The 13093-nt window shown below is 66.1% G+C and carries 13 protein-coding genes; 7 read left to right on the top strand and 6 right to left on the bottom strand.

Annotation, left to right across the window (positions count from 1 at the left end; translation table 11 throughout):
* Positions 1-3: 3 nt before the first annotated feature.
* Both fmdA and AC51GT_RS09730 read right to left on the bottom strand, forming a co-directional pair.
* Entirely contained in the window at positions 4-1263 is a 1260-nt protein-coding gene (gene fmdA / locus AC51GT_RS09735; protein WP_496328622.1) for a formamidase, read from the bottom strand.
* Between the two features lie 12 nt (positions 1264-1275).
* Positions 1276-1572, bottom strand: coding sequence for an FmdB family zinc ribbon protein (locus AC51GT_RS09730; protein ID WP_496328621.1), 297 nt, complete (start codon positions 1570-1572; stop codon positions 1276-1278).
* Positions 1573-1696: 124 nt separating this feature from the next.
* Between AC51GT_RS09730 and AC51GT_RS09725 the strand changes: the two genes are divergently transcribed.
* Both AC51GT_RS09725 and AC51GT_RS09720 read left to right on the top strand, forming a co-directional pair.
* Positions 1697-2575: a LysR family transcriptional regulator gene (locus tag AC51GT_RS09725; protein WP_496324300.1), complete on the top strand. Its 879-nt coding sequence runs from the start codon at positions 1697-1699 to the stop codon at positions 2573-2575.
* A complete protein-coding gene (locus AC51GT_RS09720) occupies positions 2572-3483 on the top strand; it encodes a serine hydrolase (RefSeq protein WP_496328620.1) in 912 nt (303 codons plus the stop codon). Before AC51GT_RS09725 ends, AC51GT_RS09720 begins: the two co-directional genes overlap by 4 nt.
* Before the next feature lie 34 nt (positions 3484-3517).
* Here the strand turns inward: AC51GT_RS09720 and AC51GT_RS09715 are convergent, their stop codons facing one another.
* Positions 3518-4243, bottom strand: a complete 726-nt coding sequence (locus AC51GT_RS09715; protein ID WP_496328619.1) for an SDR family oxidoreductase — start codon at positions 4241-4243, stop codon at positions 3518-3520.
* Between the two features lie 134 nt (positions 4244-4377).
* Here AC51GT_RS09715 and AC51GT_RS09710 point away from each other — a divergent pair, with 134 nt between their 5' ends.
* Entirely contained in the window at positions 4378-4857 is a 480-nt protein-coding gene (locus AC51GT_RS09710; RefSeq protein WP_496328618.1) for a MerR family transcriptional regulator, read from the top strand.
* A 74-nt stretch (positions 4858-4931) separates the two neighbouring features.
* On the top strand, positions 4932-6737 hold the full coding sequence (locus AC51GT_RS09705) for a penicillin-binding transpeptidase domain-containing protein (RefSeq protein WP_496328617.1): 1806 nt from the start codon (positions 4932-4934) through the stop codon (positions 6735-6737).
* 9 nt (positions 6738-6746) lie between these two features.
* On the opposite strand, the gene AC51GT_RS09700 is transcribed toward AC51GT_RS09705, so the two are convergent.
* On the bottom strand, positions 6747-7427 hold the full coding sequence (locus AC51GT_RS09700; protein WP_496324295.1) for an SDR family oxidoreductase: 681 nt from the start codon (positions 7425-7427) through the stop codon (positions 6747-6749).
* A gap of 91 nt (positions 7428-7518) precedes the next feature.
* Here AC51GT_RS09700 and ggh point away from each other — a divergent pair, with 91 nt between their 5' ends.
* The 3 genes from ggh (at position 7519) to AC51GT_RS09685 (ending at position 10554) form a co-directional block, all read left to right on the top strand.
* Entirely contained in the window at positions 7519-8859 is a 1341-nt protein-coding gene (gene ggh / locus AC51GT_RS09695) for a glucosylglycerate hydrolase (RefSeq protein ID WP_496324618.1), read from the top strand.
* A gap of 53 nt (positions 8860-8912) precedes the next feature.
* A complete protein-coding gene (locus tag AC51GT_RS09690) occupies positions 8913-9857 on the top strand; it encodes an alpha/beta hydrolase (RefSeq protein ID WP_496328616.1) in 945 nt (314 codons plus the stop codon).
* Between the two features lie 76 nt (positions 9858-9933).
* Positions 9934-10554 (top strand): TetR/AcrR family transcriptional regulator, encoded by a 621-nt coding sequence (locus tag AC51GT_RS09685; RefSeq protein ID WP_496324293.1) that lies wholly within the window; start codon positions 9934-9936, stop codon positions 10552-10554.
* Here the strand turns inward: AC51GT_RS09685 and AC51GT_RS09680 are convergent.
* Both AC51GT_RS09680 and AC51GT_RS09675 read right to left on the bottom strand, forming a co-directional pair.
* On the bottom strand, positions 10551-10724 hold the full coding sequence (locus AC51GT_RS09680; RefSeq protein WP_496328615.1) for a hypothetical protein: 174 nt from the start codon (positions 10722-10724) through the stop codon (positions 10551-10553). The genes AC51GT_RS09685 and AC51GT_RS09680 overlap by 4 nt on opposite strands.
* A 223-nt stretch (positions 10725-10947) precedes the next feature.
* Positions 10948-13029, bottom strand: coding sequence for a PhoX family protein (locus AC51GT_RS09675; RefSeq protein ID WP_496328614.1), 2082 nt, complete (start codon positions 13027-13029; stop codon positions 10948-10950).
* Positions 13030-13093: the final 64 nt, after the last annotated feature.

Here is a 13093-nt window from a genome sequence, read left to right as displayed (position 1 = left end):
CCCTCACCGGCCGCGACTCGCGTGGGGTGCACCGATGCCGGGATCGATCTGGGTCGGGCCGTTGGGCCCGGGTGTGATGTCGAAGTCGAAGATCGCGGTCGGGAGGTACACGGTGGCGCAGGCATTGGGTATGTCGACCACACCGGACAACCGTCCTTCGATGGGTGCGGCGCCGAGGAGCAGATAGGCCTGTTCGGGCGCATACCCGAACTTGGTCAGGTAGTCGATCGCGTGCAGGCAGGCGCGCTGATACGACAGATGTGAGTCCAGGTAACGCTGCTGACCGTCGAGGGTGACCGAGGTGCCCGAGAACGCCAGCCACTGTGAATACTGCGGGTCGGTGTTGCCGGGCATGAAGATTGCGTTCTCGCCCACCCCGTAGGTGGTCATGCCATCGCGGAGGATGTCGACGCGGAGATCGATGAAACCACCCATCTCGATGGCGCCACAGAAGGTGATCTCACCGTCTCCCTGGCTGAAATGCAGGTCACCGACGGAAAGGTTGCCGCCGTCCACGAAGACGGGATAGAAGACGCGGGTGCCCTTGGTGAGGTTTTTGATGTCCTGATTGCCGCCGTTCTCCCGGGGTGGTGCGGTTCGCGCGGCTTCGGCTGCCGCAGAGGCGAATTCATCGCCGGTCAGGCTTCCGAGAATGGCATCTCGGGGTTCCGGTGGCAGTGCCAGCGGTGGCACCCGGTCGGGATCGGTTGCGATCAGGGCTGCTTCGCGGGTGTTCCAGGTTCCCAGGAGTTCTTTCGAGGGCGCGGTTCCCATCAGCCCGGGATGAACGATGCCGGTGAAGCCGACACCCGGGATGTGACGTGAGGTGGCGGTCTGGCCGGAGAAGTCCCAGACCGCCTTGTACGCATCGGGGAACTGTTCGGTGAGGAAGCCGCCACCGTTGTCGGTTGGGAATATCCCGGTGTAACCCCAGCCCTGGCCGGCCAGCGGTCCCGAATCCTCTTGCGGGATGGGGCCGAGGTCGAGGATGTCGACGATCAGCAGATCCCCGGGCTTGGCACCCTCGACCGCGATGGGTCCACTCAAGGTGTGGACCGTGGTCAGTGGTGCGTTGAGGATGTCTTCGGCCGAGTCGTTGTTCTCGATGGCCCCGTCGAACCATTCCCGGCAATGGACGCGAAAGCTCTCACCCGGTTTGACGGTGACCGCGGGCGGGATCGCGTGATGCCAACGGTTGTGGCCCAACAACTGCTGTTCGGTGAACTTCTTGGTGGAGTCGAGCGGAAACACCACGTCAGGCATGAGCTGATCTCCCTAGGGTCGGGGCAGGGTGGAATGCCGGGGGTCGGTGGACACGGTGCGACGCCGTGGCGCAGGTTGCCGGGGCGAGGGAAGCGGACCGTTCACGACAGTCGGTTCGGAGGCACTGCGTTTCGTCGCATCCAGGACACGCATCGACGGGGAACTGCCGGAGGTGAGGCCGACTGTGGTGATCATCCGCCGCGACGCCGATTCGCAGCGGGGACAAGATGACTCGGCGGGTAGTTCGGCGAGGGAATAGTGGCGGTCGAAGTCGCCGCAGGACTGGCAGCGGAATTGATACGTGGGCATACTGCCCTCCCGTCACTCGGGGGTGAAACGGCTGCCGGACCATCATTACACGCAGATCGCACTCCTCGCCGGGGCTCGACCGTGCAAATGCCTGTGGTCGCCGAAAGATGTCACAGTGGTGGGTATGGATCTGGTCCGACACCTGAGGTTCTTCGTGGCGGTGGCCGAAGAGGGACATTTCGGCCATGCGGCCGCACGCCTGGAGATGACACAGCCCCCGGTGTCCCAGGGGTTGCGACGCCTGGAGAAGGAACTCGGTGTCGAACTCATCCGCCGGGGACCACAGGGAGCTGTGCTCACCGGTGCCGGACGCGAACTCCTGCCCCGTGCCCGGGTATTGGTCGACGACGCCGAACGATTTGCCGGGGAAGCCCGGCGATTACGCGAGCACCGGGACGTCCTGCGATGCGGATTGCCCTCCGACCTGGACCCGGCGATCGCGGCCCGCTGTTCGATGGCCCTCGCCGGACTGGGACCCGATCGGGGACATCGGATGGTCACCGGCACGGTCGCGGAACTGGTCGCGGACGTGCGGAAGGGCCTGCTCGATTTCGCCGTGGTCGAGCATCCTTGTGTCCGTGACGATCTGGAGGCGGGTTCCGCGGTCCGCATCGATCGGACATTCATGGTTCCGCAAGGTCATCCGGTGACGACGGCGACGCGGCCTTCGGTGCGCATGCTCGCTTCGCTGGCGTTGGCGCATGTGCCCCGGGCCGCGAACCCGCCCGCCGTCGACCTGCTCCTCGACACACTCCATGTCCGCGGGCTCGACGTCGACGTCCTGCCTGTCCGGACCGCGGGTGAGGCCATCGCGGCCGTGGCGGGCGGTCAGGCCTTCGCGCTGGCGGTGGATGAAGATCACCTCCAGCACATCGCCGGCATCAGGCTGGTGCCGATGATCCGGGAGGACGTTCCCCTGCGACTGCTGGTCGTGCGGCGTCCGGGAGCCGATCAGGTGGCGATCGACGCGGTCGAATCGGCGTTGTGGAAACTCTCCCGGTGACCGCGCAGGATGTCGCGACGGCCCGGTCCCGGATCGGGGAGACCTTCGCCGACGCCGGCTGCGCGGGCTGGGTGCACGCCCGGACCATCGGTCGGGCGCCTTCCCGTGAGTTCGTCTGGGATGCAGACGATCCGGTGGTGATGGCGTCGGTGTACAAACTGCCGCTGATGGTGGCACTGTGTCGGAAATCGGACCGCGGTGAGCTCGACCTGGCCGCGACCGTCACCGTGGATCCGCGCAGTTGTGCGGCCGGACCGACCGGCATTGCGGCGCTGCACGATCCGATCACGTTGAGTTGGCGTGACCTGGCCGTGCAGATGATGGTGGTCTCGGACAACGCTGCCGCCGACGTGATCCTCGCCGAGGTCGGACTGGCCGCGGTTCGGGAGGTACTCGAGTCGGTCGGCCTGGAGGGGACCCGCGTGGTCGGCGGAATGGCTCAGTTGCAGCAACAACTCGTGGCCGAGACCGGGGCGGACACGGTCTCCGAGGCCTTTTCGGCGTTGGCGAACATCGACCGTGACGACACCATCAGCGCGTACGACCCAGCATTGGCCAGTGCCACCACACCACGTGAGGCCACCCGACTGCTCGAATTGATCTGGGACGATCGGGTGGCCTCACCGGCGATGTGCGACCTGATCCGCAAGACCATGCGTAAACAGGCGTGGCAGCAACGCATCTCGTCGGGATTCCCGCTGGGGGTGGCAACCATTGCGGGCAAGACCGGAACACTCGGCGCCATCCGGAATGAGGTTGCGGTGGTCGAATACCCCGGCGAGCATCCGATCGCGGTCGCCGTGTTCACCCATGCCGCCCGATCGGAGATGTCACTCCCGACGGTGGAGGCCGCGATCGGACGGGTCGCCAGGATCGCGGTGACGGAGGTCCGGAGCCCACTTGTCTGACTGTCACTGCGAGGCGAAGTGCCTGCTGCGCTGGTCAGCTCGCGGTGAGGAGTTCGGTCATCTGCTCGTAGAACGCGGCAGGGTCTCCGGCCAGTGACGCCTTCACCATCGCGGTCCAGTCGTCGACGATCACCTCGATCGAGCCGTCGACCAGGCCTTCGAGTGAGCGACGGGGCACGTCGCGGGGATCGATCTTGGGCCCGTCGTAGCCGGCCGAGATGTCCGTGTCGGCAGCACCGAGGAGGACCCCCTGTACGAGAGTGCCCGCAGCGGCGAGCTCGAGGCGCACGCCGTTGGTCATGTTCCATTCAGCTGCTTTGGCAGCGGAATACGAACCGGTGCCGGGGGCGGCGAACCAGGACAGGGCAGACAGTACGTTCACGATCGCACCACCACCGTGTGCGGCGAGGACCGGGGCGAATTCCCGGATCACGCCGAGTGTTCCCCAAAAATGTGTGTCCATCTCCCGGCGAATCTCGGACAGGTCGCCCGTGACCAGCGGCGCGCCGGTCGCGATGCCGGCGTTATTGACCAGGAGGGTTACATCCGGCGCGGCGGCGGCCGCCGCGGCGACGGACTGATGGTCGGTCAGGTCGAGTCGCAACTGCACCACCCGCTTGTCGTCGAAATCGAGGGTCGCCATGCTGCGGGCCGTCGCGTACACCTTGCTCACGCCACGGTCGAGCAACTCGAGCACGAATTGCCGGCCGATGCCACGATTGGCTCCGGTGACGAGGGCGATCTGATCAGTGATGTCCATGGGGGCCTTGCTTTCTGGGAGATCGGTGTGGTCATCGGGTCGTATCCGGCCCGACTTCGGCTACTCTAAAACCTGACGTTGACGTGAAGGGCAAGTCGGCGAACGGGATAGCCCATTTCGAGGAGGCGCACGGGATGCGGATAGGGGATGTCGCACGCCGCACAGGAGTCAGCACGAGAGCTCTCCGTTACTACGAGGAGCAGGGTCTTCTTGCTTCTGAACGTACTGCCAGTGGCCAGCGCACATATCCGGAGTCAGCCGTCGAGCGGGTGAAGTTGATCCAGCAGTTCTTTACCGCCGGTCTGTCGAGTCGAACGATCCTGCAGCTGCTGCCCTGTGTCGACACCGGCCAGGCCTCCCCCGAGGGCTTCGAGCTCCTCGCCGCAGAACGCGACCGCATCAGCGCCGCGATGGCAGATCTGGCTGCCGCACGCGATGCCCTCGACCGGATGATCGATATCGCGCACAACCCAACCCCTGAACATTGCCCCGCCCTCCGCGAGACCCCTTGGTTGCCATACGACGCCGCCGGCGCCACCACCGTTGTCCAGCTCCCGGATCGGGCGCGGCCAGTGGTCCTTGACGACGCCAGGGGTGGGGCCGAACTGCGGTGATAGCAGAACGCTATCGCCCGGCGGAGTGTTGCGACCTTGTGGGCGATGCGCCGGGATGGTTGAGTTCGCGGGCAATGAGTATTGATGAGCGCACTCGGCCGGGTAAACGATGGATGGCAGCAGCGGTGGTGCTGGTCGTGGCGCTGGTGGTGGCGGCCTGCGGTCAGCCCGGGGACGATCCGGAGAGCAACTTCGAGGCCTTCGCGTCGGCGCTGGAGAAGAAGGATGTGGCCGAGGCGGCTGATCAGACCACCGATCCGGCGACCGCCAGGGTGGCGATCGGGGACATGTACAGCCGCCTCGGGGACGAGGCCGAGGTCGATGTTGCGGTCGGAGACGTGGGATCCGACGGTGGGGACGGCCGACTGACCATGACGTGGACATTCGGGCCGGGTAGAGATCTGACGTATGAGACCATCGGCCGATCGGTGGAGACCGACGACGGCAGGCGGCTGGAGTGGTCACCGGCCCTGTTGCACAGCAACTTACGACCCGGAACATACTTCCAGTACTTCGACGACAAGGAGTTGCTCACCCCGGTCGTCGACCGATCCGGCGCCGAGTTGATGACCTGGCAGACGGTCGGTGTGATCACGTTGGATCAGGCGGCACTCGGCGAGGGTTCGGCAGCGCTGGCGCGGGTACTGGGCGGGATCGACCCGTCGATCACCGATGCGTCGATCCGGACCGTGGCAAAGGACCAGGGCGGACCGACCGTCACCGTCGCGACGCTGCGGGCAGATGATCTGGAAAGGGTTCGCGAACAGCTTGATTCGATCAACGGTGTCGAGGTCGCGGAGCAGGGGAAACTGCTCACCGTCGAACGTGGACTGCGCTCGCCCGTGCTGGCCGGGATGGAAGAGATCTGGAATGAGCGGATCTCGGCCGGGGCCGGGTGGTCGGTCCGGATCGTCGACGGTGACGGCAACAGCGTCGATCAACTCAAGAGTGTTCTCCCGCAACAGGTCGAACCGATCGGGCTGACACTGGACCTGCGATTGCAGATGCTTGCCCAGCAGGCCGTGTCGTCGCAGACCAAACCGGCGGTGCTGGTGGCGATCTCGCCGTCGACCGGAGGGATACTCGCGGTGGCACAGAACGATGCGGCGAACAAGGAGGGTCCGATCGCGCTGACCGGGCTGTACCCGCCCGGCTCGACGTTCAAGACCGTGACGACGGCGGCCGCGTTGACGTCGGGTGCGGTGACGCCGCAGACGCAACTGCCCTGTCCGGGCCGCGCGACCATCGAGGGACGGACCATCCCGAACGAAGACGAGTTCGATCTGGGTTCGGTCCCGCTCAGCACAGCCTTCTCCCGCTCGTGCAACACCACGATGGCCACGCTGTCGAACCGGCTGGGTGCCGGTGCGTTGCCGGCCGCTGCCGAACAGTTCGGGATCGGTGTGGACTTCGTGGTTCCCGGTATCACCACGGTCACCGGGAAGGTCGGCGCCGCGGATACGCCGGCGCGCAGGGTGGAGAACGGGATCGGGCAGGGCAGTGTCACCGTCTCGCCGTTCGGTCTGGCGGTGGCCGAAGCGAGCCTGGGCAATGGGTCACTGGTGGCGCCGGGCCTGGTGGCCGGTGAGCAGACCACCTCGGACAAGACGCCACCGCCGCTCGACCCCGATGTGGTCACGGCGTTGCGGGCGATGATGCGGGAAACCGTGACGTCGGGCACCGCATCGTCGCTGGCCGACATCGACGGGCTCGGCGGTAAGACCGGCACCGCGGAGTACGGCGACAACACCGACGCGCACGGCTGGTTCGCGGGCATCCGCGGTGACATCGCCTTCGCCTCGCTGGTGGTCGGTGGAGACAGCTCGGGTCCGGCGGTGGCGGTGGCCGGCGACTTCCTGCGGCCGGCCGCCGAGGGCTGAGACCCCGGGTCAGCGACGACCGGTGGGCTTGAGCACGATCTCCTGCGGGTGGGCGTCGACCGGGGTGTGGATGGCGGCGACCACCGCCGCGGCCACGGTTTCGGGGCGTAGGTAGCGGGTCCCGTCGTAGTCGATGCCGCCCTCCATGGCCACCAGTTCGGCCTGCATGTCGGTGTCGATCCGGCCCGGGAAGATCGATGTCACCCGCAGAGCGGGTTCTTCGATCCGGACCGCGTCGGCCAGCGCGCGCAGGCCGAACTTGCTGGCCGCGTAGACGCCCCAGCCCGGGTTGACCCGCTGACCGGCACCGGAATTGATGAACACCACATGACCGCCGGCGTTGCGCAGGGCGGGCAGCAGCTGCCGGGTGAGTTCGGCGGCGGCGATGAGGTTGACCTCGAGGACCCGGCGCCACTCGTCGGCGGGTGATTCCTCGACGGTGCCCCAGCTGATCACCCCCGCGTTGTGCACCAGCACGTCGAGCGAGCTGATCGCCTCGGTGGCGGCAGCGATCTCGTCGGGATCGGTCAGCTCGACCGGCCAGGTGCTCGCACCGTCCAGTGACAACGCCATGTCGTCCAGTTCGGTGGAAGGCCGGCCGCCGAGCAGCAGGTCATGGGTGGGGGCGAGTTGGCGGGCGATGGCCGCTCCCAGCCCGCGGCTGGCGCCGGTGATCAACGCGGTTGGCATGACCTCAACCTTAGTGCCGACGGGCCGGGCGCCCGAGGGGTCGGGCGACCAGACCGGGCGCGAATGGAGGTGGGGGGCCAGAATGTTCAGCGTGGGATACTCCGGCTTCACGAACACACAGCTGTCCGCCCGCGCGGCGTACCTTCTGCGCGGCAATGATCTGGGGACGATGACCAGCGCGGCGCCGCGCCTCTACCCGCACATGTGGAGCTGGGATGCCGCCTTTGTCACGGTGGGTCTGGCTCCGCTGAGTGTCGAGCGGGCGGTGGTCGAGATGGACACCCTGCTCTCGGCGCAATGGGGCAACGGGATGATCCCGCACATCGTGTTCGCCAACGGGCGCGATGGTTACTTCCCCGGGCCCGCCCGCTGGGAATGCTCAGAACTGGCGTTCAATGCGCCGCGGGCGCCGCACACGTCCGGCATCACGCAGCCGCCGGTGCATGCGATCGCGGTCCAGCGGATCCTCGATCATTCGCGGCGGCAGGGCCGCACCACCCGGTCGGTGGCCGAAGAGTTCCTCGACCGGCGCTGGGGTGACCTGGTGCGCTGGCATCGGTGGCTGGCGCACGCACGGGATCCGAAGGGGCGCGGCCGGATCACGCTCTATCACGGCTGGGAGTCGGGGATGGACAATTCCCCGCGGTGGGATGCGGCCTACAACAATGTGCTTCCGGGGGTGGATCTCCCGCCGTATACGCGGGCGGACCTGTCGCACGGCGCCGACGCGTCGATGCGTCCCACCGACATCGAATACGACCGGTATCTGTGGCTGGTCGAACAGATGAAGCGCGCCAACTACGACGACGCGATTCTGCCCGAGGTGATGAGTTTCGCGATCGAGGACGTGTTCGTCAGCGCAATCTTTGCGGTCGCCTGCGACGTCCTGGCCACGATCGGCGAGGACTATTCCAAACCGCTCGCCGACGTCCGCGACCTGCGGGCCTGGTCCGACCGCTTCCGTTCCGGTGTGGCCGCCTCGACGTCGGAACGCAACGGCGCGGCACGGGATTTCGACATCCGTGCGGACCGCTGGATCAATACCGAGACCATCGCCATGTTCGCGCCGTTGCTCTGTGGTGGTCTGCCGCGGGATCGTGAACGGGCCCTGTTGCGTCTGTTCGAGGGCCCGCGCTTCTGTGGTCATCCGGATCTGAAATATGCGGTGCCGCCGTCCACGTCACCGATTTCGGTGGACTTCAAACCGCGGGAGTACTGGCGCGGGCCGGTCTGGCCGGTGATCACGTGGCTGTTCTCGTGGGCTTTTGCCCAGCGCGGCTGGCCCGAGCGGTCTGCACGTCTTCGCGAAGAAGGGCTGCGGCAGACACAGGACGGATCTTTCGCCGAGTATTACGAGCCGTTCACCGGTGCGCCGCTGGGCAGCATGCAGCAGTCGTGGACGGCGGCCGCGGTCCTGGACTGGCTCGACTGAAAAATTGCCTGGTGGGTCTGGACACCACGGCCGTTGTCCGATTGAGTGATCCGATGGCCTCTCAAGTCGACCCGCCGTCGCCCTCACGGGTGACCGCTCCCGCCGGCGCCGACGTGATCACCCTCGAGTTGCCGGCGGTCACGCTCACCGCCTTTGCCTGGGGGCCGCCCGACGGTCCACTTGCACTGTGCCTGCACGGTTTTCCGGACACCGCCTACAGTTGGCGACATCTCGGTCCACGGTTGGCGGCCGAGGGATACCGGGTCGTGGCGCCTTTCACCAGGGGTTATGCGCCGTCGACGGTCGCGGCGGACGGTGATTACCACGTGGGTGCGCTGATGTCCGATGCGGTCGAGATCCATCGCCTTCTCGAGGCGGACAACCGCGCGGTGGTCATCGGCCACGACTGGGGTGCACTCACCTCCAACGGTCTTGCCGCATACGGGGATTCCCCGTTCGCGGCGGTGGTGTCGATGTCGGTGCCGCCGGTCGGCGCCTTCACGTCGCCGTCCGGCGACACCGCCGGGCTGATGAAGCTGCTCGGCCGCCAGCTGTTCATGAGCTGGTACATGATGTTCGTCCAGTTGCCGCGGCTGTCGGAGCGCAGCCTCGATCGGCTGATCCCGCTGCTGTGGCGTCGCTGGTCACCGGGCTACGACGCCGGTGAAGATCTGCCGCAGGTCTTTGCCGCCCTGCCGAATCGGGAGCATCGCGCCGCAGTGCTCGGCTATTACCGGGCGACGCTGCGACCGGGGCGCAGCGCCGATCGGTATCGCCGCATGCAGGTGGCGGCTTTCGGCAAGCCGCTCACACCACTGCTGTATCTGCATGGCGCCGACGACGGGTGCATGCAGGCCGGGTTCGCCGACCGTGCCGGCAAGGTCCTGGTGCCGGGTGGTCGAGTCCGCGTCGTGCCGGATGCCGGTCACTTCCTGCATCTCGAGAAGCCCGTGGAGGTGGGGGAGTTGATCATCGAATATCTCCGCCAGGACACGTGAGGGATTTATCGTGAATTGTTTGACCGGCGGATGAACAATTGATTGCCGGGGTCCGGCGGTCATAGAATCCCGGGTGATGAGTACGCCAACGAGGAAACCGCGCGGTGATCGGCATCCGGACAAGTTCGGGGACCGCCGCCGGGAACTGGCGAAATCTGCTCTGGCGACACTTGCCCGACGTGGTTACGCCAACACGAGTCTGCGCGACATCGCAAATGATTCGGATTTCACGCACGGCGTCCTGCACTACTATTTCGCGGACAAGAACGAACTGATGATCTTTGTCGTCCGCGAATACAAGGTCGAATGCGTGACCCGATATGACGCGGCCGTCGAAGCGGCCACCAGTGCGGCCGACCTGTCCGTCCGGTTCGCCGCGGCGCTGAAGGACACCGTGATCGTGGACGCGTCGATGCATCGGCTCTGGTACGACATGCGGGCGCAGAGCTTGTTCGACGAGCGCTTCCGGTCCGCGGTCGGAGAGATCGAACAGGGCCTCGAAGACATGACGTGGCGGGTGGTCACCCGCTACGGAGAGTTGGCCCAGGCAGCCCCGGCGCTGCAGCCACCGCAGGCCTACGCGCTGATCGACGGTTTGTTTCAGCAGGCGCTGTTCCGATGGCTGGGCGGCGACGATTCTGCCGGGGACTACCTGGCCGCACAGGTGAGCGACGTGATGGCCAAACTCTTCACCTAGGGGTTGGTCGTGGTCTCGGGGTTTGGCGTAGGCGTGGCGCCGGGTTCGACCGGGGGTGTGGCCGGTGGCGCGGGGGCTGGTTTGATCTTCTGCTTCAGCTGGTAGGCCTTGATGAAGATCGCCCCGAGAATTTTCTGAATGCGGGTGGGTTCCTGCGCTTGTTCTGACACGTTGGTTCGCTCCGTGGTTGGTCGGCAATGGTGTGACCCGGTGCGGGGCGATGATTCACGCGTCGAACCCTGCCCCGGTCGACACACACCGGACACACGCTCCCACCCCGTAGATCCCTCCCCGTCGGATCCATGGAAACGTAACCCATCCACGGCCGCGTGGATAGGCTTTCGCGACGGCCTTTTTGAAGGATGCCCGGTGTCCCGGCCCCACGATGCGGCGTCAGGTGCCGATCTGACCGCCGGTCTTCCAGACCGCCACCACGGCCGGACGGGGTTGGCTGTCACCACCGTCGGGCCAGTGTGAATACGGCTTGTCGGCGGAGTATCCGTCCTCCTCACCCGGATGCTGGACGCACACGATGACCCGGTCGGTCCCGATGATCGGGCCACAGGTCTCGGCGCTGCGCGGGACGGTGAGGAATTGCTTTGTCTCGCCCCGGTTCTCACCTGACAGCGCTACCGCGAACAGACCGTCGTTGTTGCCAAGGGCATTGCCGTCGGTCGAGACCCACAGGTTGCCGTGCGGATCGAAGGCCACGTTGTCGGGGCAGGAGATCGGGCTGACCCGAGTTTTGTCGAAGCCGCCGTAATAGGTGTCGGCGGCCGCCGGATCGCCGCAGACCAGCAGTAGATCCCAGGTGAAGGTGGTACCCGCGTGATCGTCGGTGATCTCGATGATCTGGCCGTTCTTGTTCTTGTTGCGGGGGTTTGGTGCATCGGCCGCGGCCTCATCGGCGGTGCCGCGATCGCTGTTGTTCGTCAGCGCGCAGTAGACCTTGCCGGTGACCGGATGCGCCTCGATGTCCTCGGGGCGATCCATTTTCGTGGGGTTGACCTTGTCTGCGGCTTGACGGGTGAACACCGCGACCTCTTCGGCGCTCATGCCGGCGACGCGTGAGCGGGCGCCGTCGTCGGTCACCGTCAACAGGGGAAACCAGGTGCCGGTACCGGCGAACGACCCAGACGACGGCAGTGCGCCGCTGCCGTCGATCGATGTGGGTTCGTCGCCCGTCAACTGGGCGACGTACAGGGTGCCGGTCGACAGGATGCTCATGTTGTGGCGCATCGCCGCGGCGCCGAGCCCGGGCTGAACCTTCTTGTCCGACACGAACTTGTAGATGTACTCGAACTTCTGATCGTCGCCTGTGTAGGCCACCACGGTGCCGTCGCCGGTGACGAAGATGTTGGCGCCTTCGTGCTTGAGCCGGCCCATGGACGAATGCTTGACCGGCGTGGATTCCGGATCGTGCGGGTTGACCTCCACGATATAGCCGAACCGGTTGCCCTCGTTGGGCTCTCGGGCCAGATCGAACCGGGTCTCGTAGCGGCCCCACTGGTGGTAGTCGTCTTCGTCGTCGAATCCGTAGCGCTCGAGACGCTCTTTGGCGACCGGTTCGGTGACCGATGCGGCGCCGGTGAAGTAGTTGTTGAAGTTCTCTTCCCCGGAGACCATCGTGCCCCACGGGGTCAGGCCCCCGGAACAGTTGCCGATGGTGCCGAGAATCGTTGTCCCGCCGGGATCAGCGGAAGTCTTCACGAACTCGCTGCCGGCCGCCGGACCGGTCAGGGTGAACGGGCTCATCGCCGTCAACCGCCGATTGCGGTCGCCGACCACGGGCGTGAGCTTGCCGGAACCACTCTCACCCCGGACCTCGACAACCGTGATCCCGTGCGCTGCCATCGAGATCCGGGCCTGTTGCTCGGTGGGCTCTTTGGGCCGGTAGCCGGAGAACATGAATTCTTCGGTCGTGTACTCCTGATTGACCACCAGGTAGAAGTGCCCGGCCCGACCGTCGATGGGGATCAGCCCGGCGAAGTCGTTGTTGAAGCCGAACTGCTTCTCCTGGGCGGCGGCGGTCTGATTGTCGAAATCGAAGTCGGGGGCACCGGGCAACACCGGATCGCCCCATTTGATGACCACCGCCTGTTCGTAGCCCGGCGGGATCACCAGGGCGTCTTCGACATTCGGTGCCACCGGGACGAAGTTCATCCCGGTGGTTCCGGTCCGGGCCGCAGCTCCGACACCGGTTCCGGCGGCGGTGCTGCTCGTGGCTGTCGACGTGGTGTTGTCACCGCAGGCGGCCAGGGCCGAGGTGGCGCCGACCGCCACCACTGCGGCGGCCGAGCCACGCAGGACCGAACGCCGTGAGATGGCTCCGCGGGCGATGTCCCGAAAGTAGGTGTTGTTGCTGCTGTTGGGGGGTTCATGCCAGCAGGCGTCGCCGCACTTGTAATGGCAGGTCACCAGAGAACGGGCAGACGCTTCTTCGTGCTTGGTGGTGATGGTGAGCGGAATTCGCACCGCATGTCCCCTCGGTAGTCAGACGTCGAGCAACCGGTCGAACGTTAGGCGGCGCAAACAACCG

It is taken from the genome of Williamsia sp. z34 (assembly GCF_059553395.1).
Note: the sequence above shows the minus strand (reverse complement) of the source record. Positions and strands in the feature narration are given on the sequence as shown.

Excerpts from the sequence above, each read along its gene's own strand:
- fmdA (WP_496328622.1), bottom strand. The coding sequence starts at position 1,263 with ATGCCTGACGTGGTGTTTCCGCTCGACTCCACCAAGAAGTTCACCGAA.
- AC51GT_RS09730 (WP_496328621.1), bottom strand. The coding sequence starts at position 1,572 with ATGCCCACGTATCAATTCCGCTGCCAGTCCTGCGGCGACTTCGACCGC.
- AC51GT_RS09725 (WP_496324300.1), top strand. The coding sequence starts at position 1,697 with ATGGATCTGGTCCGACACCTGAGGTTCTTCGTGGCGGTGGCCGAAGAG.
- AC51GT_RS09715 (WP_496328619.1), bottom strand. The coding sequence starts at position 4,243 with ATGGACATCACTGATCAGATCGCCCTCGTCACCGGAGCCAATCGTGGC.
- AC51GT_RS09710 (WP_496328618.1), top strand. The coding sequence starts at position 4,378 with ATGCGGATAGGGGATGTCGCACGCCGCACAGGAGTCAGCACGAGAGCT.
- AC51GT_RS09705 (WP_496328617.1), top strand. The coding sequence starts at position 4,932 with ATGAGTATTGATGAGCGCACTCGGCCGGGTAAACGATGGATGGCAGCA.
- AC51GT_RS09700 (WP_496324295.1), bottom strand. The coding sequence starts at position 7,427 with ATGCCAACCGCGTTGATCACCGGCGCCAGCCGCGGGCTGGGAGCGGCC.
- AC51GT_RS09690 (WP_496328616.1), top strand. The coding sequence starts at position 8,913 with ATGGCCTCTCAAGTCGACCCGCCGTCGCCCTCACGGGTGACCGCTCCC.
- AC51GT_RS09685 (WP_496324293.1), top strand. The coding sequence starts at position 9,934 with ATGAGTACGCCAACGAGGAAACCGCGCGGTGATCGGCATCCGGACAAG.